This is a genomic window from Spirochaetota bacterium (assembly GCA_026415295.1).
Taxonomy (GTDB): domain Bacteria; phylum Spirochaetota; class JAAYUW01; order JAAYUW01; family JAOAHJ01; genus JAOAHJ01.
Genome location: JAOAHJ010000010.1, coordinates 20,019 through 45,522, shown reverse-complemented (window position 1 = coordinate 45,522; position 25,504 = coordinate 20,019). Strand labels below are relative to the sequence as shown.

Sequence of the window (25,504 nt, the reverse complement as noted above, 5' to 3'; positions counted from 1 at the left end):
ATTTTATACTTATTTAATATAAAATTATTATCTAATATTTATCAAGTCTTTATAGCCTTGAATTAATTTATTTAATATTGTTTTTGCAAGATTCAATGAAACTTCAGCTTCTTTAGCAGCAATAGTTACTTCTTCTATATTAACGCTTGTTGGATCTGTTATTAATTTTTCTTGTAGTAATTCGGATTTTGCAATAGACTCATTTGTTGAAATAATTGAGTCTTTTATGTAGTTACTAAAAGTTAAACTATTGTCTTTTTTAGGTTTAAAATTAAAATGCTTTTCTGAAGTTGCTTTTAGTTCTACTTTATAACCATCTGGTTCTATATTAATTTCTTTTGGCTTAATAATAGATGAAGTTTCTTTAACAAATGAACTAATTACTGGATCAACTGGTCTTATTCCCATAAATACCCCTCCCCATAAACTTTAATATACAATAATTTTTATATTTATCAACATTTTTTTATTTTATTTTAATAATTTTAATTTATTTTTAATATTTTAATCTTTAAATTTATTTAATTACCTTAATATTTCAAGGCATTTTAAATGAATCTGTTTTGCTGTATTTAATACAGTTACGTTTGCTTCATAGGATCTTGAAGCTGATATTAAATCTGTCATTTCTGTTACAATATTTATATTTGGATACATAACATATCCTTTTTTTGGTCCAGTTTTAATAGCATCAGGATGTTCTGGATCCCAGACAAGCCTAAATGGTGAAGAATCTTCTTCAATTTTAACAACTTTAACTCCAGTGCCTATTTCTTTTTCAAGATCTTCCGGTGGTCTGAAAGGTGAAAGAATTTCCATTTTTTCATCCATCGGTCTAAAAATTACAAATTTTCTCTTATATGGACCACCTTCTGGTGTCCTGGTTGTTTCTGCATTTGCTATGTTATTTGATATAACATCCATTCTTAACCTTTGAGCAGTTAATCCAGTGGAAGCAGTATTAAACATAGAAAATATATTTGGTATCATATTATTTTAAACCTTCATTTATTAATAAATATTTTTATAAATTTTCGGTATAGGAATAAATTCTTTAGGCAAATTTAACTAAAAAATATTATATTTTATAAAATTAATAATTTTATAAAAATTAAAAAAAATTATATATTATATATTTTTTAATTATAATTTATTAAATTTTTAATTGAATAATATAGGAATAAATTAAATTTAAAAATGTTGAACTTTATTATATTATTTCGAATTTAAGTAAAGAGAAGTCATCTGAAAATTTATTTTCTTTTGATAATGAAAGCATATAGTTAACAAAATTTTCTAAAAGTTTTTCTTTTTCATCAAAATTGTAATTATTTAAATAATTTATAAAAATTTCATAAAATTCTTCTTCTTGAATTATTTCTCCATTTTTATTTTCAAATTCATACAATCCATCAGTGTATATAAAAAGTATATCATTTTTATTAAGAAAAATTTTTTTTTCGGAAAAATTATAGTTTTTATCTATTCCAAGAAAGGGGTCTTTTTCTTTTAATATTTTGTAAGTATTATTTGAAATATTGTAAATTATAGGAGAAGGGTGTGCTGAATTAGAGTATCTTAATATTTTTTCTTTTTTATTGAATATAGCAATAAAAAAAGAAGGGAAAAAGTCAGAAGGTAAAATTTTTGGGAGATCTAAATTAAGTGAATTTAATATTTTTTGAGGACTTATATCATTTTTAATAATATAATAAAGGTTAGCTTTAAACATAGCTGAAAAAAGTGCTGCTGGTACTCCATGCCCAGTAACATCTGTTAAAAAAATAAGAGTTTCATTTTCATTGATGTTTATAATTTCAAAAAAATCCCCTCCTATTTGTTCTAGAGGTTTATAAATAAATTCAAATAAGTAGTGTTCATTTTGAATCTTGTGTTGAGGAAGTAAAGATTGGTGTATTTTTGAAGCAATATCTAACTCGAAATTAAGTTGATTATAAAGTTCTTCAATTTTTTTCCTTTGCTCTTCAATTTTTCTTTCAAGTTTTAAGTTTGAGATTACTTTTTGAAGAACATTAAACAAACTATCTTTTACAACTGGTTTTAATACATATCCATTAATTCCAAGTTCTATTGAGTTTATAAAGTAGCTAGTATCAGAATAAGCAGTTAAAAATATAATTGGAGTTTTTTTATCTTCTTTTCTAATTTCAGTTGCAAACTCAATTCCATTTAATTCAGGCATATTTATGTCAGATATAATTAGGTCAGGTTTTTCTAATTTATATTTTTCTAAACCTATTTTTCCATTTTCAGCTTCAATTATAATTTCAAATTTTCTTTTTAATATATTAAGCAATAGACTTCTTGCTATACTATCATCTTCGCAAATTAGAATTTTTAAGTCAATAATTTTCCCCTCTTCAAAAATTTCATTCATATAAAATCCTTAATAAAAATTTATTTTAAAAATATTTATAATCTGATTTTTGATATAATTTAAATTTCAAAAATTAGATGAAAACAAGCACCATTTTCTTTATTAAAAGCTAAAATCTTACCATTCATATTTTTTTCAATTATATATTTGGACATATATAAACCAATTCCTGTTCCATGCTCTTTAGTTGTAAAATAAGGTTGAAAAAGATTTTTCAATACCGATTCTGAGAATCCACCACCATTATCTTGGACTTCAATAATAACATTTTTTTCTTTTTTAAAAACACTTATTTTTACAAATGGGTTAACAGTTTTCTTTTCAAGAAAAAGATCTTTTGCATTTGTTAGAAGGTTAAGTATGACTTGTCCAAATTCATTTGGGTATCCTTCTATCATTATGTCTTCCTTTATATCGATATATATTGAAATCCGGTAATTATCAAAAGTTGCTGAAACTATATCAATTACACGATTTATAGAATCTTTAATTGAAAACTTAATTTTTTGTTTATCTGGTTTAAAAAAATTTCTAAAGTCATCTATAGTATGAGACATGTGTTCAATTAGTTTTAAAGCTTGATTTTCCATTTTTTCCATAAATTCTTTTGTAAGTTCATTATAATCATATGCGTCTTTAATATTTTGTATTAAAAGAGATAGAGAATTTAGAGGTTGTCTCCATTGATGAGCAATATTTCCTATCATTTCTCCCATTGCAGCAAGTCTTGATTGATGAATAATTAATTGATCTTTTTTTCTTATATCTTCTACTGCTTCATTTACCATTCTTTCGAGATTAGAATTTAACTCTTGGAGTTGGTCGGAGTATTCTTTAAGTTCTGTTATATCATGATATATTATAACAACTTCATTAATTTTATTTTCTAAATCAAAAAAAGGATAATATGTTGAAGCAACAAATCTATTTCCTAATTTACCTAAATTTACCCACTCATTATAGCTGTTTGATACTCCTTTTAATGCATCTTCAATTCTTGGTTTTATAATATTTTCAAAAAGGTCCTCTCCCCATATTTCTTTTACACTTTTACCGATAATATTTTCTCTTTTTAATTCAAATACTTTACAAAAATAATCATTTACAGCTTCATATATATAATTTTTATTTATTAATGCCATAAGTTCTTGCGATGTATTAACAATAAATTCGTATTTTCTTAATATATTTTTAGCTTTTTCTCTCTCATTTATCTCTTTTGCAAGTTCTTCATTGAGTTTTACTAGTTCTTTGTTTATTTTTTCAGTTTCTTTAAGAGCATCTTGTAATTTTTTTTCATCTTCTTTTTTCTTAGTAATATCTTCAGCTATGCCAAGAATCTTTATTTTTTGATGAGATAATTTTATTAACCTTAACCATAACCATTTGGTGGAATTGTTTTGTGTTACTATCTTTATTTCTTTATCAATTTTTTCCTTTTTTTCATCTTTTAAAAATTCTTGATAAGTATTTACTAGATTTTGTTTATTTTCTTCATTTATAAATTTAAGTAAGTTGGATATGTTTGAATTGATAAAGCTTTCAGCAGTTTCAAGAATATTATTAAATCCAGGACTAACATAAACCAAAGTTTCTTCATTTATTAACCATATTGCTTCATCTAGATTTTCAGCAATCTCTCTAAATTTTTCTTCACTTTCTATTAATTGATTTTCAATAAGTTTTTTTTCAGTTATATCCCTTGAAAGGCCTATAGTTCCGATTGGGGTTCCATATTCATCAAGTATAGGGCTTTTAAAAACTTCAAACCATCTTTGCTCTCCATTTATAACATCTACTATCTCATATGAAATTCTTTTTTTACTTGTTAAAGCTTGAAGATCTTTTTCATAATATTTTATAGCTTTATCTGATGGAACAAGATCAAATTCTGTTTTTCCTATAATTTGGTCCTTGCTTTTATTATAAAAATGACAAAAATTTTCATTTACTTCTATAAAAACTCCATTAGTATCTTTCATCCAGGCAAAAAATGGAATATTGTTTATCATAGAGCTTAATCTTGTTCTTGAAATAATTATTTCCTTTTCTATTTCTTTTATTCTTGATATATCAGAGAAAACAAGCATTATAGAGTCTTTATAATTAAAATTGATTTTTAGTGAATATAAAAGACAAAATTTTAAGGTTTTTTTTGAATCAAATATTCTTATTTCTATTGGGCTTAAATATTTTTCTTTATCATTTGTTAGTAAGTTTTTATAATTTTCTATTAAATTTTTAACGATATATCTATCATCAATATGAATATAGTTTATTATATCTATCTTAAAAAAACTATCTTTATCTATTTGAAAAAGATCGAAAATCTTATCATTAGCAAAAACAAGAAATCCATCAGTTATTACACATACTGCATCAGGTAAATTATAAATTAAAGTCTTGTATCTTTCTTCACTTTCTTTAAGCTGTAGTGAAATATATTCTCTTTCCTCTATCTCACTTTTAAGTACTTGTTTTTGCTCAAAGAAGTTAATTATCATTTTTATAATTTCTCTTATTTCGTAGCTTAGGTATTTTAAATTATAAAATAGATCAAGCTCTCCAGTTTCGAGAACTTTTTGTATAACATATATTGGTTTTAAGACATGTAAAAAAAGAATAGTAATAGATACTACTAAAAATAGAGATAATCCACCAATTGTAAAGATGTTCATATAATATTTAACCTTTATAGAACTACTATATTTGTCCCATGGAATAGAAATATTTAAATAACCAAAAACTTTATTTGATGAGTCGTTTAGATAATAATTTAAAAATATTTTATCTTTTAGTTTAGTTTTTTCTTTTTTTTCTATTTCTTCTATTTTTTCATCATAATATGAAAATCTTGTATTTATTTCAAAATTTTCAGGATAGTTTTTTATTATTTTTTTTATCCATAATATTCCATCTATTTTTAAAATAAAATAATAATATTTTAAATTTTTATTATCAAAATAGAAATAAATATAATAAGTATATAATTTGTATTTTTCTATTTCATTAAACATAAGAATATTTATTTTATCTTGAGGATTAGAAGTCCTATCAAAACTATTAATAAAATTATTTTTTAAATAGTTACTTAAATATTTTTTAATTAAGCTTAAAATTTCTATATCATAATTTTTAGAATCATATATATAAAAACCTGGGTTAATTATAAAAAGAGGGTTTAGATCGCTTGTAAATATGAAAATTTTTTCTATACTGTTTTCATATAAATAGTTTTCAAAATTTGTTGGAATTTTAATTTTTTTGGTTTTATTGATATTAATTTCAGAAATATTATTTAATGAAAAAATAGTTTGAAAAAAGTAGTATTTTTTACTGTAGTCTTCCCTTATAAGTTTTTCAAGTTCTCTTTGAAATAAATTTTTTGAATATAGAAATTCTTTGTTAATTATTGAGTTATCAATGAAATTATTAAAAAAATAAGTAAATATAATTATAGAAATAATTGATAATATTATGTATAAAAATGTTCTTTCTCTAATTTTCATCTTTATTTTACTATTTTAGAAATTATTAATAAGATTTTACTTTCTTTATTATTTATATTAATATAAAATTTTATTTTTTAAATAAATTAATATTAATTACAAGCCTAAAGAAAAAAGTGAGCAACAGTTTTCATATAAACTATATTCTGGCCTATATTCAAAAGAGGGGTTCACGATACCATCAATTCCTTCTATTAATGAAAATTTATCTATTTCTTTTCTATATTTCCCAGATGGTCTCATACATCCTAAAAATATTAATTTTTTGTTAAGCATACTTCTTGCATAAACAATAATTTCTTTTGAATAATTAATATCTGGTGAATAATAAAAACTGATATTTGTATTTGGTTTCAAAATATTTAGAACAATTTTATCTATCATTTTTAAATTTTTATAATTAGAAATATATTTTATTAAATCTTTTTCTTCTGATGGAGCTCCAAAATTTAATCCTATTGTTATATGAGGGACTATTTTACAATCAATATTTTCTTTTTCGCAAAAATTTATTACACTATCTAAATATTTTATATAATCTTTCTTTGTTTTTTTAGTTTTGTAGATATTTTTGATTGCTTCATTTGAAAAAATTAAATCTAAAGATATAGCATCAGCGTATCGAAAAATATAAAATTTTTCTTCTTTTAAAAAACCAGTGTGAAAATTTATTAATTTTTTATTTTTTTTTAGAAAAAGATAAAAATTTTCAAATTTTTCAATTGGAATTTCAAGATCTTTATTCATACCACCACTTATTAAAAAAGAATTATAATTGAAAAAAGAATTAATATAATTATTATCATATAAGTCGGATTCAAAGTTGGTTTTATATTCAGAAAACTTAGAAATATCAAACATTTTTTTTATATAATGTTTTCTACAATGAGGACAATTTAATTTACAGAATTCCCCTGTTGTGGAGAGAGCTAAAGTTTTAAATGTTTTAATATATACAAAGTTTCTTTTTTCTTCTATTTTAGGCATTTTATTTATTAATTGAAAAATAAAATAAATTGTATTTAAATCAATTCTTATTTTATTTTTTTTTAAAAATATTAAATTATATTTGTTGAAATGATTAATTTAAACTTTAATGAAATAAATTTAATTCTATCTAAAATTTTAATTACTTTATTTGATATAAAAATAGATAATAATGAGATTTTTTCTGATAAAATTTCTGATGATTTAATTTTAAAAAATTATGAGATTATTCTTAATAAATATAATTATTCATCAAATAAAATTTATGTTATTGATGCAAGACAGATTTTTAATGATGAGTTGTATTTACAAATTAGAGGAAATAAAAAAACATTGAATTTATTTATTAAAATATCAAATAATTTTAATTTTATTGCGAATGGTAAACCTTTAATAAATTCTCCCAAAAATCCTTTTCTCTTTACTTTGTTATTGAAAAAATGGATAGTTGGGAAGAAGATTGAGAAAATTGAAATAAAAAAAAATGACAGAATTTTTTATTTTTATTTTGTTGATTCAATTCTTGTTTTTGAGATGCTCGGAAGAAATGGTAATATCTTTTTACTTGATAAAGAAAATAATATAATTGGAAAAATGATAAAAAAGGAAAGCAAGTTAAGAGAAGAGGATGTAGGTGGGAAATATAATAGTTTAATAGAAAAATTTAATGAAGATGGGAATCTAGATAAAGAATCTTATGATTTTAAAAAGTTTAAAATAAGAGAAGAGTTTTCTGATTTTGAAAGAGTTTTTGAAAAATATATTGAGGAAATTTTTAATAATTTTATAAAGTCGGAGCTTAAAAAATTTGATGAAAAAATTATAAAGATTAAAAAAAATATTGAAAAACTAAATAAAAGTAAAAAATCAGAAGAAGACATTGAAGAACTGAAGATAAAAGGTGACCTTTTGATAAGTAACCTTGAAAATATAAAAGAAATTATTAATAAAGATAAAAATTTAGAAAATATTAAATTAGAAAATTTTGATGGAAAATATTATAATATTAATATTGACAGAAGAAAAAATTTAATACAAAATGCAAATAATTATTATTCTTTGTATAAAGAAGAAAAAAAGAAAAATGAAGAAATAAATAAATATTTGATCTATTTAGAAGATAAATTAAATAAGTTATTTGATGAGAAGGAAAAATTTAAAGAAGAATATAAAATTGGAAATAATTTAAGGTTAATTATAGAGAAATTAAAGGATAAGTTAGATATTAATATTTATAAGAAGTTAAATAATTTGAATGAAAAAAAAGTAGAAAAAACAAGTAAAAAACAACATTTTTATATTTTTAAAAGTAATTCTGGAGAAGATATTCTTGTTGGAAAGTCTGCAAAGTCAAATATTGTTTTAATTAAAAAATTTTGTAGGGGTGAAGATTATTGGTTTCATGCAAGAGATTATCAAGGTGCTTATGTCATACTAAAACCAAAAGATAAAAAAAGTAATATTTCACAGAATTCTATAATTGATGCTGCAATGTTGGCTTTATATTTTTCAAAAGGAAGAAATTCTAAAAAAGGAGATGTTGTTTATACAAAAGTTAAATACTTAAGGTTTGCAGATAAGAAAAGTGGTAAAATTTTATATACAAATGATAAAAATATTTATATTGAAATTGATGAAAACAGAATTAAAATTTTAAAAGAAAACTCACTTGATTACTAATATTTTATTATATTCTGGTAGAAAATTAAATTTTGTTTTGGACAGGAGAAAATAGATGATACATTTAATTATAGGTCCTATGTTTTCTGGTAAAAGCACAGAACTTATAAGAAGGTTAAAAAGAGCTAAAATTGCCGGAAGAAAAGTTATACTTATTAAACCATCTATTGATAAAAGAGGAATATTGACTCATGATGATAAGGAGGTTGGTAATAAAAATGATTTTAACTTTATTTTTGTAGATGATTTAAATAATCTTGATTATAGAAATTATGATGTTATAGGCATAGACGAAGGACAATTTTTTAAAAATCTTTCTTATTATGCAAATAAATGGGCATCAGAAAGTAAAGAAGTAATAGTTGCTGGTCTTGATGCAACATCAGAACAGATCCCATTTGATGAAATTATTAATTTAATTCCTTTTTCTGAAGAAGTAATTAAATTAAATGCTATTTGTACGAAATGTGGGAGCGAATATGGAGCTTTTACATTCTATAAAGCAGGTGAAAAAAAAGAGAAAATAAAAATAGGTGGTAAAGAACTTTATGAAGCAAGATGTAGAATGTGCTTAGAAAAATAATTTTTAGAGTTTATTATTTATGTTTAATATTGAAGTAAATAATTTAACATTTAATTATGATATTAATCTTATCTTTGAAAATTTATCTGCATCATTTAATGAAAATGAAACTTTTGTTCTATTAGGAAGGGCTGGATGTGGCATGACTACTTTATTGAAAATAATTGCGGGATTAATTTATTTTAATAAAGGCTCTATTTCAATAGGGGGTAAAAAGCTTGAAAATTTTACTAAGGAGCAGATACTTGAATATCACAAAGTAACAGGTTTTGTTTTTCAACAGTCAGGTTTAATAAGTAATATGTCAATAATGGATAATTTATCATTATATATGACTTATCACACAAGGTTTAATAAAGAAATAGTAAATGAAATAGTATTAAATATAGCAAAAAAGTTTGAAATTGAAAAATATTTAAATTTAAGACCTGCAAATCTTTCAATTTCAAATGTTAAACTTGTTAATATTGCTAGAGCTGTAATTCATGATCCAATTTTTTTATTTATGGATGAACCTGATTCCAATCTTGATAATATTTCTATTTCAAATATAATCAATATAATAAGAGAATTAAAAAATAAGAGTAAACTTATCATTATTTCAACACATAATTTTAATTTTGCAAAAGCTATAGGGGATAAGATAGGTGTCATTTCAGAAGGCAAAATAAGTGAAATATTTTTACCTGATGAAATTGGTAAAATAGAAAGTAGATTTATAAAAAAGCTTATAGAGTAAATTAGTGGTATTTAATTTATTTAATAGATTGAGAAATTATATTTAAAAGAGGATTTATATGCCATTTACATTTAATAGATTTCAAAAAGGAGTTGCTATTTTTATAGTATTTGGTTTTTTTCTTTTTTTATTAATCTTAATATTTATACTAAAAGGTAATAACATTTTTGAAAAAAAAATTAAATACTTTACATATTTCCAACAAACTTATGGTTTAAGTTCAGGTAGTCAAATTAAATATAAAGGGTTAAATATTGGTAAAATAATTAGTTTAAAACTTGATAATAATGATAATATATTAGTTAATTTTGTTATTTATAAAAATTATAATTATTTAATTAGAAAAGATACAGTCTTAAAAATATCTTCAGCGCTTTTAGGAGGAGGAGGCTTAACTGTTATACCAGGTAAAGGAGAGGAAGTAGAACCAGGATCACTTGTTTTTTCTTCAGATATGCAAGAAGGCATGAATATTTTAGCTCAAAATGCAACGGTGCAAAAATCAGGAGATTTAACAGTACAAGCACAACAAGTTCTAGATATGATTCTTGAGATGAAACCGGTAATATATAAAACTCTAGTAAATATTAATAATATTACATCAGATGTTAAAAGTATAACAGGGAGCTTAAAAGGGGGTGAAGATAGTAAACTGGGTAAAGAAATTTTTAATATCTTGAGCTCTATTAATAATATAATAAATTCTGTTAATAGTTCAGTTAAAAGTTTAAATGACATTGTTTATAAGCTTAATTCAACTTTGAATTCTAAGGACAATTCTATTGGATCAATATTAAATGATGATAACAGATTATATAATAGCGTTAAATCCACTTTGGACACTTTGAACTCAAGTATTTCAAACATAAATAATTTAATTTCGAAATTTAACAATCTACCTGAGGATTTAAAGAAAATAATTGTATTATTGCAGGAAAATCTTATACAACTTAAGTATGTCCTAGAAAATCTCCCTTTAATACCTAAGAGTGAAACAAAAAGTTCTTCTTCAAATATTAATGTAGGAAGATAAATTAATAATTAACTTTAACTTAAACAAAGGAATTTTTATGAGGAATAAAAAAGTTTTATTATTTTACTTTATAATAATTTTATTATTTTTGACAACTCTTTTTTATTCTTGTGGCTATAAAAATAATACTATAAGAAATGATGTTAAGAAAAGAATATCTTATTATATAGAGGAAGGAACAAAATATTTTAATAAAGGTGATATAAATAAAGCATTTACAAATTACTTGGATGCTTTAAATATGGCAATTTCTATAAATGATTTAAATAGTGAGTTTTTAGTTTTAACAAAAATTCTTATGATATATATTTTTAAAGAAGATGATTTAAATTGTTTGATATATATAAAAAAAATAGAAGAAATTATTAAACATGAAAAAGAAAGGTTATCTGAAAACGAATATTATTTTTATTATTATGTTAAAGGTGATTATTATTTTTTTAAAAAGGATTTTGATAATTCTTTATTATTTTACAATAAAGCTTTAAGTTCAACAAAGCATGATGTAAATTTTGCTTTTATTTATAATAAAATTTCTAAAGTTTATATAGAGATTAAAAATTATGATCAAGCAACTAATTTTTTAATAAAAGCTCAAAAAATAGCAGAAAACAAAAAAGCATATAATTTATTAGGTGATATATATTATAATTTAGCCAAAATTTATTATCTTACAGAAAAATATAGTGAAGCATTAAATTACATAAATAAAGCTTTTTATGCTGACAATATTAATGAAAATGTTTTCGGAATTTTTTATGATTATTTGCTTATTTCTGAAATATATGAAAAAATTAATGATAAAGAAAAACAGTTATACTATCTTTCAAAAGCTTACCACCTAGCTTTTTATCTTAATTTAGAAAAATATATTAAAAAGATTGAAGAAAAGCTAAAAAATATAAATTAATTTTTATTCTTTTACAAGAAATTCATATGGATTTTTTGCACATACTATAATAAAATATAGAGTTAATATTTCATAATCTGAAAGTGAAAAAAGTTTGTTTTTTATTTCATTAATATTTATAGATTTTTCTTTTTCATATATTTTTTCTTTATACCACTCCCTTAATGAGTATTTAATTGTTTTATTAATGCTAAATCCTTCTTTTTCAAACATATCTTCTAGTTCATCAGAAAGTTCCTCATCTTTTATTTTTATATCATCAAGTTTGATTTTAAAATATAATTTAGCCCAATTTTTAAGTTGTGCAAAAAGGTCCTTTTTACTTGTCTTTTTGTCAAATTCAAAGAGACTAAAAATATTCTCAAATTCGTCAACTTCAATTTTTGAAAATTTTTTCAGTTGATTAAATATATTGTTAAAATCTATTTCTATAGCAACTTTTACTTTTGTTAAAAATTTTTTAATTTCAGAAATAATTTGTTCTTTAGAAATTAATTTTTTATTTTTTGAAAAAAGATTTTTAATTATATCAAACTCCATTTTATCCTCCTTATAATAGTATTATTTATATAAAAAATTTAAAAATTTAAATGTTATCTTTTATCTTTATTAAAAAATATTTTTTATAAATCTTTCAATAATTTTTAAAAAAATAATATTGATATAATTTTGTTAAATAAATTAATAATCCAAGAAATTTATAAATATCCAGTTAAATGATAACTTAAATTATTTGAATTGTCAAATTTGATATTTATATCTTGAATATATAAAATTTTTTTAAAATTTAGTCTTCAAATTGGATTTCATTTTGTAAAGCTTCAAATAGAGTAATAATGTCTTTATTAGCATTCCTTAATCTTGCTGCTATTCTCTTAGCAATATTTCTTATAACAAAATACCCAATTTTATAATTTTCAGTAATTGTTTTTTCAAATTCATCTTTTTCTATCATCAAACATATTGTTTCATTTAAAGTTAAAATTGAAGCAGATCTTTTATCACTATCAATTAGAGCAAATTCCCCAAAAAAAGCATTTTCCTTTTCAGTTAAGTCTATGACAGTATAAAGTTCATCAGAAAAAGTTTTTTTTAATACTCTAACTGCACCTTTTAAAATAATGTACATTTCATTGCCTGAACTATTTTCTTCTATAATAAAACTATCTTTAGGGAATTGAACAACCTTTGAGTTTTCGATTATCTTTTTTATTTCTTCTATTGTTAAACCTGTAAATATTTCGATCTTTGAAATTTTGTCTATTAATTCATTTATATTATAATCTTTTAATATTTGCATATTTAATTTCCTTTACATAAATTTTAATTATTTGTTAGTTCTTGTTAAAACAATAGCATATGATTTAGGTTTTATTATATAGTTTGAAGGAGGGTTAATTATTGGTTCGTTCGGCTTTAATTTTTTAATAAGTTTTAAATTTTCAACAAGCTTTGATATATCTGGAGTTTTCTGGGCTTCTTTTATTGCTTCTGTTTTTCTGATATAGAAGTTACCAACATTTTCAAGTAATCCTATTAGAAGGTTATCATTGTTTTTATAATGATTAAATAGATCCTCAAATTTTTTGCCAATGAATTCCTGACTTATTTCTAAAGTTTGTAATCTTGAGTTGTTTTTTGGATTAATAATTTCTTCTATAATATTTGAGAAACCGCTAGTGCTTATGGAATTTATGATAACTTTTTTGGAAAAATCTTTAGATAAAACTATTTCATCACAGTGTGATTGTTGTAGATATTTAACAAACTTTGAGTCAAATATTTCAGCACATATATATGTGTTTTTATTTAATTTTTCAATTGTCAATACTGTCATAACATTCTTTGAGTCAATTTCAGATTGAGAATATCTTCCTGTATCATCTGCAAGAATAATAACCTTTTTTGCATTTAATAAACCTGCTCTAAGAAGGGAACTTTCATCAAAATACTCTCCATGAACATAATTTATTCTCATTAATTCAGGGTCTGCTAATATTGATTGAATGTTTTCAAGAGGTTCATTATTAAGAATGACTATATCTGAAGCACCTAAGTCTGGATTTTGTGTTAAAAGTTCTTTTATAAAATTAATAAAATCATTTTTCCATCCACATATAATAATGTGTTCTTTTTTTTTGCTATAGTCCATAAGACCTTTCCCTTTTTTTTGTTGTAATTCTATTAATATAGAAGCTAGTTCACCTGTTATTAAAGCTGTTAAAACTACTCCAAAAATAATTGTAAGAAGACCTATAATTTTTCCATATTTTGTTTGAGGTACAACATCTCCATAACCTGTTGTTGTAAAAGTAACAATAATATACCATATGGAATCGAAAAAATTATTTATCCCTTGATGATTTTGGTTTTCAATTATTAAAATAATAAATGAAAAAAATAAGATAATTAATATTGAAGACAAAATAATTTTAAAAAGATTTGAACTTATTAAAAAAACAATTTTAGATAATAGATTTTTCATTAAATTAGCCCTTATTTATTATGAAACGTTTTATTAAAATTTTAATCTAATTTCTTAAAATATCGGAAAATAAAGTTGAAATTAATATTATTTATTTTTATTTTGGGTTAACTAATTTGATAAATTCTTCCATATTAATATTTGAAGTTATCAAAAACCTTGGAATTTTATATATATAAGTGTCAATTGACACATATTTTCTTTCAACTGTAAAAGCACCTAAAAATCCAGCTTTTTTTATATAATTAATTACATTTTCATTGCATAGCCCAAATGGATATGCAAAAGCTTTTTGATCCACTCCAATTATTGAATATAATATATTTTTAGCTTTTATAGTATTTAAAACCAATCCTTTTTCATCTTCTTTTGTCATATATGGATGATAAAATGAGTGGCAACCAAGTTCAAAATATCCTGTATTTATTAAATCTCTTATTTGTGAGAAACTCATATATGAGCTATTCTCTTTTTTTTCTCTTGCAATTATAATTGATGGATAGATAAAAATTGTTGCTTTTATTTTATACTTAAGAAATATTTTTTTTGCGTATAAATATACTCCATTATTTCCATCGTCAAAAGTTATTCCAATATATTTTGTATCTTTATTAATATTTTTATTATTTTTCAATAATTCTATAATTTCTGAAGCAAATATAAATTTAAAATTGTTTTTATATAGATAATCTATTTGTTTTTCAAAGTTCTCTAAACTAACATCATAAATATTGGTTTCTTTTAATTTTATATTATGGTAACATAAAACGGGAAAAATAAAATTGTTAAAACTATTACTTTCATTGGCATTTATAGTTTTATTAAACTTGTATAAAATTAACTGTAAGAAAAATATAAAAAAAAATATTGTAAAAAAAAATTTAATTTTATTATTTATCATAGGCTTAAATTATATCGTCAAGAAAATATTTTTGTTTAAATAATTAAATATTTTTTCTTAATTGCTTTAATTTATAAAATAACTTGACAAATTTAAAATTTTTTTTTTATTTAAAAAAAAGGAGCAATTATTTTATGTCTTTGACTAAAGAAAAAAAGATTGAAATAATTAAAAGCTTTGGGAAAAATGATAAAGATACAGGTTCTACAGAGGTACAAATAGCACTATTTACTGAAAGAATAAATAATATTTCTTCTCATCTTGAAAAAAATCCTAAAGATCATAGTAGTAGAAGAGGTTTGATGAAACTTGTTGGAAAAAGAAGAAGACTCCTTGAGTATTTGAGAAGAGAAGATTTAGAAAAATATAAAGAGATTATCAATAAATTAGATTTAAGAAAATAATTTATAAATTATTTTTTTATGATTTGTTTTACCCCCTTTTTTATAAATAAATTATGATTAAGCAGGAGGCTTCAAATAGAACCTTCTGCTTAATCTTATTTTTATGTTTAATTATAGAAATTTGATATTTGATAATATTTTTATTTTTTGTTAATTGTATTCTAAATTTTGAAAAAATTCTATTTATTTTGATTTTTCTAAAATTATAAAAATATATTAATATTTTAATTTATTATTTTAAATTTAAGGAATGAAATTATGGAAAACATTAAAATATTTCAAATTGAAGTTGCAAATCAAAAATTTATATTTGAAATTGGAGAATTAGCAAGACAAGCAAATGGGTCAGTTCTTGGAAGGCAAGGAGGGACTGCTGTATTATCCGCATCTGTTATGTCCGAAAATGAACTTGATCTTGATTTTTTCCCTTTAACAGTTAACTATTTTGAGAAAGCTTATGCAGCGGGAAAATTCCCAGGAGGATATATAAAAAGGGAAGGAAAACCATCTGATAGAGAGATTTTAATTTCAAGATTGATAGATAGATCAGTAAGACCACTTTTCCCAGATTATTTTAATAGAGAGGTTCAAATAACAACTTATGCAGTTTCATCGGATCAAAATACTCAAACAGATATTCTTGCAATAAATACTTCATCTCTTTCTCTTTTAATTTCAGATATTCCTTTTTCAAAACCAGTTGCTGCTGTTAGGGTAGGTTATATAAATAACAATATTGTTATTAATCCTACCATTAATGAACTTCTTGAGAGTGAATTAGATATCGTCATAGCTGGAACAAAAGATGCTATACTTATGATAGAAGGAAGTGCTCACGAAATTAGTGAAGAAGTTTTTTATGATGCATGTATTGTTGCTCATAAAGAGATCCAAAAGTTGGTTGAGTTTTTTGAAAATATTTATAAAGAGGTAAGTAAACCAAAGATAGAAATTAAGGAACCTATTAGATGGGAGGTAATTGATAATCTAATAAAAAAAGTGATAAAAGAAGAACTTGAAAAGGCTTTATATATTTATGAGAAAAAAGCTAGATCTGAGGCTTTGAAAAATGTTAAAGAAAACTTTTTTTCTAAAATATGGTCAGAAAATATTGAATTTATTAAAGACAATATAGATATTAGTAGTTCTTTTGATGAATTTGATGATGATAAAAGCAAATTGATTAAATTAAAAAATTATTTTAAAAAATATTATTCAAATATTTTTGATGAGTTTACAAGGGAATTAATGAGAAAAAATATTCTTGAAAAAGGCCTGAGAGCTGATGGTAGATCTTTAGATGATATAAGACCTATAACTATTAAGCTTGGTTTATTTGATTATACTCATGGTTCTGCACTCTTTACAAGGGGAGAGACTCAAAGTCTTGCTATTACAACTTTAGGTACAGTTCTTGATCAACAGAAAGTCGATGATATAGAAGGAGAAGAACAGAAAAGATTCATGCTTCATTATAATTTCCCACCATTTTCTGTTGGAGAGGTAGGTAGATACGGGTCACCTGGGAGAAGGGAAATAGGGCACGGACATCTTGCAGAAAGATCTCTTGAGGCAATAATTCCAGATTTTGAAGAATTTCCATATACAATAAGAGTTGTTTCAGAAATTTTAGAATCAAATGGTTCTTCATCTATGGCTTCAGTATGTGGGGGTTCCCTTTCACTATTTAATGCTGGAGTTCCTATTAAAAAACATGTAGCTGGAATAGCCATGGGTTTAATAACAGAGGGAGATAAATATGCTATTCTTTCTGATATAATGGGACTTGAAGATCATTTAGGAGATATGGATTTTAAAGTTGCAGGGACTAAAGATGGAATAACTGGTTTTCAGATGGATGTTAAAATTGAAGGAATATCTTATGATATATTTAAAAAAGCATTATTAAAAGCAAAGGAAGGTAGATTAAAAATTCTTGATATTATTTATAAAGCTTGTCTTGATAAAAATAGTTCACTTTCTCCAGTTGCACCTAAAATTAAAATTATTAAAATTGACCAGGAAAAAATAGGTTTAGTTATTGGTCCAGGGGGCAAAAATATAAGAGCTATTACAGCAGAGACTAATTCTACTATAAATATTGGGGAAGATGGTACTGTTACTATTTCAAATAAAGATTTAAAGAAAATTGATGAGACTATTGAACATATTTTAGCTCTTGTTAATGATGAAATAGAGATAGGAAATGTTTATATTGGAATAGTTAAAAAGATACTTGATTTTGGAATTATTGTAGAATTTGCTCAAGGCAAAGTGGGATTAATTCATATTTCAGAACTTGCACCAATAAGGGTTGATAATATAAATTCCCTTTATAAAATTGGTGATAAAATAAAAGTTAGACTTATTAAAATAGATCCTACTGGAAAATATTCTTTAAGTCATAAAGAGTTTTTTAATGGTAAAAATTAAAATAGTTTCTAAAAATAAAAATTTTAAATCTCCATTCTTTCAAACTGAAGGTGCTTCAGGGATTGATCTTTATGCTGATATTGATGATGATTTAATGATAAAACCTCTTGAGAGGGTTCTTATTAAAACTGGTATTATTTTAGAAATCCCTGAAGGATATGAAGCACAAATTAGACCGCGATCTGGGCTTGCTATAAAACATGGAATAACTGTTTTAAACTCTCCAGGAACAATTGATTCTGATTATAGAGGAGAAATTTGTGTTATTTTAATAAATTTATCAAGTGAAGAATTTGTTGTTAAACCTCTTTCTAGGATTGCTCAACTTGTTTTTGCAAAGGTTTATAAACCTGAAATTCAAATAGTAGATGATTTATCAGAAACCAAGAGAGGTTCTGGAGGTTTTGGAAGTACTGGGATTTAGTAATTATTTTAAATAAAGAATTTTAAGAGGTTTTAGTGGCTGTGTTAAGGATTATTCCTATTGGTGGGTTAGGTGAAATTGGTAGAAATATGACTCTGTTTGAAACTGAAAACACTTTAATTGCAATAGATTGTGGTGTAATGTTTCCATCTTATGATTTATATGGGATTGACCTTGTTATTCCTGATTTTGATTATATAAGGTCAAAAAGGGAAAAGTTTAAAGCTTTATTTTTAACTCATGGGCATGAAGACCATATTGGTGGAATCCCTTATTTAATTAAAGAATTTGGCAAAGTAAATATTTATGGTACAAAACTTACAAATGCTTTTATTAAAAACCGATTAATTGGATTAAATAATTTTATTGATTTAAATTTTATAGAATTAAATCAAAGGTTTAAGTATAAGGTTGGTGATTTTATTTTAATACCGTTTAGAGTTAATCACTCTATAGCCGATTCTGTAGGATTTATTATAGAGACAAAGTATGGCAATATTGTTTATACAGGTGATTTTAAAATAGATAATACACCGGTGGATGGGGAGACATTTGATTTTTATAGCTTGGCTGAAGCAAAAGAAAGAGGGGTACTTCTTCTTTTATCTGATTCAACTAATTCTATGAGTCAAGGGTTTTCTGAGTCAGAAAAAAAAATTTCAGGCACACTTGAAAAATTAATTAAAGAATCTAAAGGAAGAATAATATTTGCAACTTTTTCTACAAATATACATAGAATACAACAAATTGCTGAAATCTCAATTAAAAATGGAAAACATATATTTGTTTCTGGCATGTCTCTTGAAAAGAATATTAAGATTGCAAAGGAACTTGGATATCTTGATATAAATGATAATTTTATACACCCTATTCAAGATATAAATGATTTTCCTAATAAGGAAAAAGTTATTATTGTTACAGGAACTCAAGGAGAACCTCTCTCTGTTTTAAGTAAAATAGCTGATGATAATTTTAAATTTTTAAGTATAGAAAAAGGAGATATTGTTGTTTTTTCATCATCTACTATCCCAGGAAATGAACCACTAGTTGTTAGAATTATTAATAAACTTTATAAACTTGGAGCAAAGGTTTATAATAAAGAAATAGAGGATGTACATGTTTCAGGACATGCATCTGCTGAAGAACTAAAAATTATGTTAAATCTTACAAAACCATCATATTTTATTCCTGTTCATGGAGAATTAAGGCATCTTTATGCTCATGCAGAACTTGCAAAAATGGTAGGAATAAAAGATGAAAATATATTTATTCTATCAAATGGTGATGTTATTGAGATAGATGAAAATAGAATAGAAAAGGTTACTAACCTTGAATTGAATGAAGTTTTCATAGATGGAAAGGGTATAGGAGATATCCCAGATATTGTTATTAAAGATAGAAAAATATTAGGAACAAACGGGGTTGTTTTTGTTTTACTAACTGTAAATAAAAAAAATCTTGAGCTTATTTCAAACCCGGAAATTGTTACAAGAGGGTTTATTTATGTGAATGATTCAGAAGAATTTATTGAAAAAAGTGTCAAACTTGTTATAAAGATATACCAAAAATGGCTTGATGATACTATTAATGATAGGAAAAGCGTAAACTTTACAAACTTAAAAAATAAAATTAGATCCATTTTACAAAAATATTATAAGAGAGTACTTGATAGAGAACCTATGATACTATCTATGATTGTGGAGATAGAAGAAAACTGAAAATTAAGTTTTGAGGGCATATGGGGTCAGTTAAAGATTTAAAAGTAATAAAAGAACCTTCTGAAAATATATCTGGCGAAGGTATTTTTGTTTTTTCTGATAGATATTCTGTTTTTGATTGGGGTGAGATGCCAGATCATATTCAAAATAAGGGAGAGGCAATAAATATTCTTTCGGCATATTTTTTTGAATTACTAGAAAAAAAAGGCATCAAAACTCACTATAAAGGGATCCTATTTGGAGATAATGAAAAACTATTTACAGTTGAAGATTTAAAAAATGAAATATATAAAAATAAAAATCATGTTAATTATAATTATAAAGATCAAAATAGATTTGATAAAATGAAAATAAAACTTGTAAATGTTTATAAACCTAATCTTTTGAATAATAATTACAATTATGATGTTTATAAAATCAAAACTTCAAATTTTTTACTTCCACTTGAAATTATTTACAGAAATAAAATAACAGAAGGTAGCTCTTTCTTGAAAAGATTCAGAGAAAATAAAATAAATCTTTTGGATTATGACCTTGATAAATTTCCTGAAATAGATGTTTTCTTGAATAAACCAATCTTTGATTTTTCTACAAAATTGGAAATTACTGATAGATATATTAATAGGTATGAAGCTCAAAAGATATCTGGGCTAAATAATTTTGAAATGAATAAATTAATAGAGCTTTTAATGTCCATTAATAATATTATTTCTGAAGAATATAATAGATTAGGGTTTGAAAATATAGATGGAAAAATAGAGGTTGCTTTTGATGAAAACAGAGATTTTATGGTGGTTGATGTAGTTGGAACTCTTGATGAATGTAGGTTTTTTTATGAAGGAGTTCATTTAAGTAAGGAGATTTTAAGAATATACTATAGAAATAGTGAATGGTATAAAGATTTAGAATATGCTAAAAAAAAGGATAGATTTAACTGGAAAGAGATATGTAAAAGTAAACCAGAAAAACTTCCTGAAGACTTAAAAAAAGCTATATCCTCTATATATTGCTATGTTACAAATAAAATAATTGGATTTGATTATTTTAAAAATATTTTTGATTTAAAAGATTCTATTAAGATTATTAAGAATTATATAGTAGTTTGATCTTTATTTACAAGTTCCATTATTCTATCTGCAATGTCTTCTATATGCAAAATTTCGTGATATGCACCTATTTTATAAGCATGACCTGGCATTCCCCATACAACTGCAGAATCTCTATCCTGTATTATGGTATAACCACCGCGATCTTTAATAATTTTAAGTCCTTCAGCTCCATCTTTCCCCATTCCAGTAAGTAAAATAGCAAGAATATTTTGGTTAAAAATATTACTTGCACTTATGAAAGTAATATCTATTGAAGGTTTAATGTAATTATATTTTTCAATATCTGAAAGTTTAATTTTATATTTAACCATTTTGTCTTTATCTAGAAAATAATCTAATGTTAAGTGTTTTCCACCTTTTGCAATATAAATATAGTTAATTTGAAGAATATCACCATCTTCAGCTTCTTTAACAAATAATTTTGATATATCATTTAATCTTTTTGCAAAATTTGCAGTATAATTTTCTGGCATATGTTGTATTATTATTATTGGTGGTAAATTTGGATTCAAATTTTCAACTATTTTTTGAAGACAAGTTACTCCACCTGTAGAGGAGCCTATTAATATTATTTTATATTTAAATGGTGTTGACAAAATATTTGTAGATGTCTTAAGCTCATTTTTTAAATTTTTCATTATTCTTAAAACCAAATATTTTTACAAAAGATAAATAATTTTATAAAAAATTCAAATTTAATTTAATTGTAATTATTTTTATTTAATTTATATATTTTTTTAAGAATTTTTTATTGTAATTTTTATAATTTTATTGATAAATATATTAAAAATAAATTAAATAAAAGTTTTAAATTAGAGGTTAAAATGGGAGATTTTTTAATAGAAAAAAGAAAAAAAATTAAAATAGATTTTTGTATCCTTTTTGTTTTATTAATATTATTGTTTTTTGTTTCTAAAAAATATATTGATCTTATTTCGGATTTATCTTTTTCTGCCAAACAGATAAAAAAAATAACTATAAAAAGTGAAAAGTTCATTTTTAAAGAAAATAAATATTTCCTTGTATTTTATATTTATAATAGTTCTAATTTTCCAATATTTATTACTTATTATGATATTTTCTATAAAGTTAATGTTAAAAATGGAAATATTTTTAATGGAAGAGTGAGAAACTTTAATGTATTTCATACAATTGATTCTGGAAAAGATGATCATTTATATATTGAGCTAAATGATATGAAAAAGAATCTTAATATTGAAAATATCCATTTCAAAGGGAGTATATCTATTGAAACTAATCCAACTGTTTCAAAATATAAAATTAACTATACTTTTAATGAGAACCTTAATTTAATTTATTATTAATAATTATATTTTATAAATAAATAAATTATTTGGAGATTCTATTATGTCAGATGAAAACAAAAATAGTCAAAGAAAGTTTATTTACAATTTAGATGAAATTAGAGAAAAATATAAGAATTTAAGAGAAAAAACATTTGTTTACTATATTAACCTTGCTGTCTATATTTTATTAACTTCATTGCTTTTTTCTTTATTCCAAATACCTATTTTAGGTAGATATGAAAATGAGTCAAATTTATTTGTTTATGTATTATTTATTATAATTAATTCTTTTTTAGGTGGGATATATTTTAGATATCAGAATGGTTATTTTGGATTAATCTTTTCTCTTATTATTTTTATTTTATCTTCTATTTTAACATTTGTTTTTACAATTTATCCTCAAACTATTCTTTATAAAGGAAACAATTTAAATTTATACCTATTTTATATAAAGATGGGCTATCATTTTAGGATTTTATTTTTTAATTTTATAACAGTTTTTTTAATCTTCTTAAGTGTATATTATGGAGCTCAATTAATAAGAAAATAAGATTAAAAAAAATTTTATTTTTAGTAAGAAATATTTTTTAATAAATTTTAGTATAATAAAAGTTGAGTAAATTATTAATATTTTTGAAATTTTTTCTAATTAATCTATTTTTTTTATAATTAAAGATTTTTTGTTTTTTCAAAATAATTATTTCTAAAATTATTATTTTCAGAAGTTAAAGAGTTTTATTAATAATTTAAAGAGGATGATATGAAAAAGAAATTTTTTTATTTAATTGTCAATAAATTGTTGTTAAATTTGAAAATTATAACACTAATTTTGTTATTAATAGTTTTATATTCATGTTCAGGTAAATCTTGGGAACTTTATAAAGCTAATAAACTTTTAGCTAGAAACGATCTTCCTTCGCTTTTTGAAGCAAAAAAAATTTATGAAAAGTATAGCAGTGATTTGACAGCAAGAGAAGGGTTAAAAAATGTTAATAAAAAAATTGGAGAAGTCTACTTTTATGATGAAAAATTTAAAGATGCGCTGCCTTATTTTTTAGAAAGTTTGGAGATTGACCCTGTTCAAGCTGAAACAAACTATTATGCTGGTGTCTGTTATGCTAATTTAATTTCATCTGAAATTATCGAAAAGAGAAGGAAAGATTATATAGAAAATGCTTTAAAACATTATGAGAGGGCTATTAGTATATCTCCTAAATATGAAACTGCTTATTATGCTATGGGGGTTTTTTATTTATATCAAATGGATGATTATTTAGAAGCAAAAAAATATATTGAAAAAGTATTAGAATTAAACCCTGATCATATAAGAGCTCTATTTGTAATGGGACAAATATATTATTTGATGGGAGATAAACAATCCTCTTTAAATATTTACCTTGATTTATTAAAAAAATTACCAAAAGGCGATTCAAGAATTGATCAGGTTAAAAAGAATATTGAACAAATTCAAAATGAATTAAAAAATAAATGAGCATATAAAAAAATTAAATTTTAAAAAACAGAAAAATAAAATAGAGTTATTATTGAAAAAATGGAAATTAGTTAAAAAGTAAAATTAATAGAAAATAAATATTAAAAAATTTGATTTATGAAATGGAAAAATAAATTTAATAAAATAGATTTAATCTCTTTTTTTCTAATAGATGAAAAGGTTATTTCTCTTAAAAACAAAATTAAATTATTTTACTATTTTAATGAAGATATAGATGAAATATTGAAATTTAAATATGAAAGTTGGAATAAAATTATTAAAATAAAAGAAAGTGAATTAAAGATAAAAGAAAATGCAATAAAAGAAAAATGGGATTATTTCAAGGAGCAAGCTTCCAATTTAATAGAAGGAAAAATTAAAAAAAAAGATCACATTAATATTAATGTTATTACAATTTATGATGAAAATTATCCATTGAGAGTACCAGGATTAATTTTTGATAAGGAATTCCTTAAACCTTCACCTGTGATTTTTTATATTGGAAATATAGAAATTTTATTTGAAGAACAACAAAAATATGTTTCCATTGTAGGTTCAAGAAATATACTTGAAATTTCTAAAGAGATGACAGTAAAAATTTCATCTTATTATTCAAAAAATGGTTATATTGTTGTTTCTGGTTTTGCTAAGGGGGTTGATTTTTTTGCTCATTTAGCTGCAATAGAAAATGGTGGAAAAACATTAGCAGTTGTTGGTAATGGACTTGATATAATTTATCCTGCTGAAAACTTGGTCTTATACAAGAAGATGTTGAATGGTAATTCTCTATTAATATCTGAATATCCACCAGGTACAATGCCTTTTAAACAAAATTTTTATGTTAGAAATAGACTTATTGCTTTTATTGGTAATAAAATATATTTCATCCAAGGAGCAATTCCTTCTGGAGGACTAATAACTGCTAAATATTCTATAAAATTTGGGAAAGAAGTTTATTCATTTTTTAAAAAAGATGATAAAAGATATGAAGGTAATATTGAAATTTCTAGAACTAATAATGATAAAGTAAAGTTGTTTAATTTTTTTTCAAATGGGCAACACTTTTTAATAGAAAATAACTTTTTTAGTATTTATAAAAATAAAAACAATAATTTTGATGATAAGCTATTTGTAAGTAACTTAAATAAGTTAATATTGAGCTATTTTATTTTGAAACCATATTCAGATTTTAATAAAATAGTTAAATTTATTAATGATAATGAAATAAAAATTGATATTAAAATAATATTGAGAACTATCGTTGATTTAATAAAAAAAAATAAAATAAAAATATCAAATGGTCTTTACTATTACCCAATTTATAATAATATTAAAATTGAAGACACTATTTTTGATCAATTAATAGGATTTTGCTAAACTAGCTTACTTTTT

24 protein-coding genes are annotated in these 25,504 nt (G+C 22.9%); 14 read left to right on the top strand and 10 right to left on the bottom strand.

Annotated features, from left to right (window positions below; genetic code table 11):
- Window positions 1-27: 27 nt before the first annotated feature.
- The 5 genes from fliE to N3A58_03085 form a co-directional block, all read right to left on the bottom strand.
- Window positions 28-408: a flagellar hook-basal body complex protein FliE gene (fliE, locus tag N3A58_03105; GenBank protein MCX8058388.1), complete on the bottom strand. Its 381-nt coding sequence runs from the start codon at window positions 406-408 to the stop codon at window positions 28-30.
- Between the two features lie 117 nt (window positions 409-525).
- Window positions 526-990 (bottom strand): flagellar basal body rod protein FlgC, encoded by a 465-nt coding sequence (flgC, locus tag N3A58_03100; GenBank protein MCX8058387.1) that lies wholly within the window; start codon window positions 988-990, stop codon window positions 526-528.
- A gap of 220 nt (window positions 991-1,210) precedes the next feature.
- Entirely contained in the window at window positions 1,211-2,398 is a 1,188-nt protein-coding gene (locus N3A58_03095; GenBank protein MCX8058386.1) for a SpoIIE family protein phosphatase, read from the bottom strand.
- A gap of 59 nt (window positions 2,399-2,457) precedes the next feature.
- Window positions 2,458-5,907 carry a PAS domain S-box protein gene (locus N3A58_03090; GenBank protein MCX8058385.1) on the bottom strand — a complete coding sequence of 1,150 codons (3,450 nt, stop codon included), beginning with the start codon at window positions 5,905-5,907 and terminating at the stop codon, window positions 2,458-2,460.
- 96 nt (window positions 5,908-6,003) lie between these two features.
- On the bottom strand, window positions 6,004-6,894 hold the full coding sequence (locus N3A58_03085) for a hypothetical protein (protein ID MCX8058384.1): 891 nt from the start codon (window positions 6,892-6,894) through the stop codon (window positions 6,004-6,006).
- A 90-nt stretch (window positions 6,895-6,984) separates the two neighbouring features.
- Between N3A58_03085 and N3A58_03080 the strand changes: the two genes are divergently transcribed.
- Genes N3A58_03080 through N3A58_03060 form a run of 5 tightly spaced genes read left to right on the top strand, consistent with a single transcriptional unit; the run spans window position 6,985 to window position 11,839 of the window.
- Window positions 6,985-8,574, top strand: coding sequence for an NFACT RNA binding domain-containing protein (locus N3A58_03080; GenBank protein MCX8058383.1), 1,590 nt, complete (start codon window positions 6,985-6,987; stop codon window positions 8,572-8,574).
- A gap of 55 nt (window positions 8,575-8,629) precedes the next feature.
- Window positions 8,630-9,157, top strand: a complete 528-nt coding sequence (locus tag N3A58_03075) for a thymidine kinase (protein ID MCX8058382.1) — start codon at window positions 8,630-8,632, stop codon at window positions 9,155-9,157.
- Window positions 9,158-9,176: 19 nt separating this feature from the next.
- On the top strand, window positions 9,177-9,896 hold the full coding sequence (locus tag N3A58_03070; GenBank protein ID MCX8058381.1) for an ATP-binding cassette domain-containing protein: 720 nt from the start codon (window positions 9,177-9,179) through the stop codon (window positions 9,894-9,896).
- 58 nt (window positions 9,897-9,954) lie between these two features.
- Window positions 9,955-10,929 (top strand): MlaD family protein, encoded by a 975-nt coding sequence (locus N3A58_03065; GenBank protein MCX8058380.1) that lies wholly within the window; start codon window positions 9,955-9,957, stop codon window positions 10,927-10,929.
- A gap of 37 nt (window positions 10,930-10,966) precedes the next feature.
- Window positions 10,967-11,839 (top strand): tetratricopeptide repeat protein, encoded by an 873-nt coding sequence (locus N3A58_03060; protein ID MCX8058379.1) that lies wholly within the window; start codon window positions 10,967-10,969, stop codon window positions 11,837-11,839.
- A 3-nt stretch (window positions 11,840-11,842) separates the two neighbouring features.
- Here the strand turns inward: N3A58_03060 and N3A58_03055 are convergent, their stop codons facing one another.
- From N3A58_03055 to N3A58_03040, 4 genes are all read right to left on the bottom strand, one after another.
- Window positions 11,843-12,379: a hypothetical protein gene (locus N3A58_03055; protein ID MCX8058378.1), complete on the bottom strand. Its 537-nt coding sequence runs from the start codon at window positions 12,377-12,379 to the stop codon at window positions 11,843-11,845.
- 247 nt (window positions 12,380-12,626) lie between these two features.
- Window positions 12,627-13,139, bottom strand: coding sequence for a cyclic nucleotide-binding domain-containing protein (locus N3A58_03050; GenBank protein ID MCX8058377.1), 513 nt, complete (start codon window positions 13,137-13,139; stop codon window positions 12,627-12,629).
- 27 nt (window positions 13,140-13,166) lie between these two features.
- Window positions 13,167-14,324 (bottom strand): ion channel, encoded by a 1,158-nt coding sequence (locus N3A58_03045; protein ID MCX8058376.1) that lies wholly within the window; start codon window positions 14,322-14,324, stop codon window positions 13,167-13,169.
- Between the two features lie 97 nt (window positions 14,325-14,421).
- Complete coding sequence (locus N3A58_03040) at window positions 14,422-15,225, bottom strand: polysaccharide deacetylase family protein (GenBank protein ID MCX8058375.1); 804 nt, start codon at window positions 15,223-15,225, stop codon at window positions 14,422-14,424.
- A 134-nt stretch (window positions 15,226-15,359) separates the two neighbouring features.
- On the opposite strand from N3A58_03040, the gene rpsO reads away from it, so the two are divergent.
- The 5 genes from rpsO (at window position 15,360) to N3A58_03015 (ending at window position 21,310) form a co-directional block, all read left to right on the top strand.
- A complete protein-coding gene (rpsO, locus tag N3A58_03035; GenBank protein ID MCX8058374.1) occupies window positions 15,360-15,629 on the top strand; it encodes a 30S ribosomal protein S15 in 270 nt (89 codons plus the stop codon).
- Window positions 15,630-15,887: 258 nt separating this feature from the next.
- Window positions 15,888-18,062 carry a polyribonucleotide nucleotidyltransferase gene (locus tag N3A58_03030; protein MCX8058373.1) on the top strand — a complete coding sequence of 725 codons (2,175 nt, stop codon included), beginning with the start codon at window positions 15,888-15,890 and terminating at the stop codon, window positions 18,060-18,062.
- The gene (dut, locus tag N3A58_03025) at window positions 18,049-18,486 is read left to right on the top strand and encodes a dUTP diphosphatase (GenBank protein MCX8058372.1); all 438 of its coding nucleotides are present in this window, start codon (window positions 18,049-18,051) and stop codon (window positions 18,484-18,486) included. Before N3A58_03030 ends, dut begins: the two co-directional genes overlap by 14 nt.
- A 35-nt stretch (window positions 18,487-18,521) precedes the next feature.
- Window positions 18,522-20,204: a ribonuclease J gene (locus N3A58_03020; GenBank protein ID MCX8058371.1), complete on the top strand. Its 1,683-nt coding sequence runs from the start codon at window positions 18,522-18,524 to the stop codon at window positions 20,202-20,204.
- A 20-nt stretch (window positions 20,205-20,224) separates the two neighbouring features.
- Complete coding sequence (locus N3A58_03015) at window positions 20,225-21,310, top strand: phosphoribosylaminoimidazolesuccinocarboxamide synthase (GenBank protein ID MCX8058370.1); 1,086 nt, start codon at window positions 20,225-20,227, stop codon at window positions 21,308-21,310.
- On the opposite strand, the gene N3A58_03010 is transcribed toward N3A58_03015, so the two are convergent.
- The gene (locus N3A58_03010) at window positions 21,295-21,951 is read right to left on the bottom strand and encodes a CheB methylesterase domain-containing protein (protein MCX8058369.1); all 657 of its coding nucleotides are present in this window, start codon (window positions 21,949-21,951) and stop codon (window positions 21,295-21,297) included. The two genes, N3A58_03015 and N3A58_03010, sit on opposite strands and share 16 nt — an antisense overlap.
- A gap of 186 nt (window positions 21,952-22,137) precedes the next feature.
- Between N3A58_03010 and N3A58_03005 the strand changes: the two genes are divergently transcribed.
- The 4 genes from N3A58_03005 to N3A58_02990 all read left to right on the top strand — a co-directional run bounded on the left by N3A58_03005 (window position 22,138) and on the right by N3A58_02990 (window position 25,489).
- Window positions 22,138-22,638, top strand: a complete 501-nt coding sequence (locus tag N3A58_03005) for a hypothetical protein (protein MCX8058368.1) — start codon at window positions 22,138-22,140, stop codon at window positions 22,636-22,638.
- Window positions 22,639-22,681: 43 nt separating this feature from the next.
- Window positions 22,682-23,170 carry a hypothetical protein gene (locus N3A58_03000; GenBank protein MCX8058367.1) on the top strand — a complete coding sequence of 163 codons (489 nt, stop codon included), beginning with the start codon at window positions 22,682-22,684 and terminating at the stop codon, window positions 23,168-23,170.
- A gap of 210 nt (window positions 23,171-23,380) precedes the next feature.
- The gene (locus N3A58_02995; GenBank protein ID MCX8058366.1) at window positions 23,381-24,112 is read left to right on the top strand and encodes a tetratricopeptide repeat protein; all 732 of its coding nucleotides are present in this window, start codon (window positions 23,381-23,383) and stop codon (window positions 24,110-24,112) included.
- A gap of 117 nt (window positions 24,113-24,229) precedes the next feature.
- Window positions 24,230-25,489, top strand: coding sequence for a DNA-protecting protein DprA (locus tag N3A58_02990; protein ID MCX8058365.1), 1,260 nt, complete (start codon window positions 24,230-24,232; stop codon window positions 25,487-25,489).
- The last annotated feature ends 15 nt before the right edge of the window (window positions 25,490-25,504 follow it).

Excerpts from the sequence above, each read along its gene's own strand:
- N3A58_03005 (MCX8058368.1), top strand. The coding sequence starts at position 22,138 with ATGGGAGATTTTTTAATAGAAAAAAGAAAAAAAATTAAAATAGATTTT.
- N3A58_03050 (MCX8058377.1), bottom strand. The coding sequence starts at position 13,139 with ATGCAAATATTAAAAGATTATAATATAAATGAATTAATAGACAAAATT.
- N3A58_03090 (MCX8058385.1), bottom strand. The coding sequence starts at position 5,907 with ATGAAAATTAGAGAAAGAACATTTTTATACATAATATTATCAATTATT.
- fliE (MCX8058388.1), bottom strand. The coding sequence starts at position 408 with ATGGGAATAAGACCAGTTGATCCAGTAATTAGTTCATTTGTTAAAGAA.
- N3A58_03055 (MCX8058378.1), bottom strand. The coding sequence starts at position 12,379 with ATGGAGTTTGATATAATTAAAAATCTTTTTTCAAAAAATAAAAAATTA.
- N3A58_02990 (MCX8058365.1), top strand. The coding sequence starts at position 24,230 with ATGAAATGGAAAAATAAATTTAATAAAATAGATTTAATCTCTTTTTTT.
- N3A58_03075 (MCX8058382.1), top strand. The coding sequence starts at position 8,630 with ATGATACATTTAATTATAGGTCCTATGTTTTCTGGTAAAAGCACAGAA.
- N3A58_03010 (MCX8058369.1), bottom strand. The coding sequence starts at position 21,951 with ATGAAAAATTTAAAAAATGAGCTTAAGACATCTACAAATATTTTGTCA.
- N3A58_03080 (MCX8058383.1), top strand. The coding sequence starts at position 6,985 with ATGATTAATTTAAACTTTAATGAAATAAATTTAATTCTATCTAAAATT.
- N3A58_03045 (MCX8058376.1), bottom strand. The coding sequence starts at position 14,324 with ATGAAAAATCTATTATCTAAAATTGTTTTTTTAATAAGTTCAAATCTT.
- flgC (MCX8058387.1), bottom strand. The coding sequence starts at position 990 with ATGATACCAAATATATTTTCTATGTTTAATACTGCTTCCACTGGATTA.
- N3A58_03015 (MCX8058370.1), top strand. The coding sequence starts at position 20,225 with ATGGGGTCAGTTAAAGATTTAAAAGTAATAAAAGAACCTTCTGAAAAT.
- N3A58_03095 (MCX8058386.1), bottom strand. The coding sequence starts at position 2,398 with ATGAATGAAATTTTTGAAGAGGGGAAAATTATTGACTTAAAAATTCTA.
- N3A58_03065 (MCX8058380.1), top strand. The coding sequence starts at position 9,955 with ATGCCATTTACATTTAATAGATTTCAAAAAGGAGTTGCTATTTTTATA.
- rpsO (MCX8058374.1), top strand. The coding sequence starts at position 15,360 with ATGTCTTTGACTAAAGAAAAAAAGATTGAAATAATTAAAAGCTTTGGG.
- N3A58_03040 (MCX8058375.1), bottom strand. The coding sequence starts at position 15,225 with ATGATAAATAATAAAATTAAATTTTTTTTTACAATATTTTTTTTTATA.
- N3A58_03070 (MCX8058381.1), top strand. The coding sequence starts at position 9,177 with ATGTTTAATATTGAAGTAAATAATTTAACATTTAATTATGATATTAAT.
- N3A58_02995 (MCX8058366.1), top strand. The coding sequence starts at position 23,381 with ATGAAAAAGAAATTTTTTTATTTAATTGTCAATAAATTGTTGTTAAAT.
- N3A58_03060 (MCX8058379.1), top strand. The coding sequence starts at position 10,967 with ATGAGGAATAAAAAAGTTTTATTATTTTACTTTATAATAATTTTATTA.
- N3A58_03030 (MCX8058373.1), top strand. The coding sequence starts at position 15,888 with ATGGAAAACATTAAAATATTTCAAATTGAAGTTGCAAATCAAAAATTT.
- N3A58_03000 (MCX8058367.1), top strand. The coding sequence starts at position 22,682 with ATGTCAGATGAAAACAAAAATAGTCAAAGAAAGTTTATTTACAATTTA.
- dut (MCX8058372.1), top strand. The coding sequence starts at position 18,049 with ATGGTAAAAATTAAAATAGTTTCTAAAAATAAAAATTTTAAATCTCCA.
- N3A58_03085 (MCX8058384.1), bottom strand. The coding sequence starts at position 6,894 with ATGCCTAAAATAGAAGAAAAAAGAAACTTTGTATATATTAAAACATTT.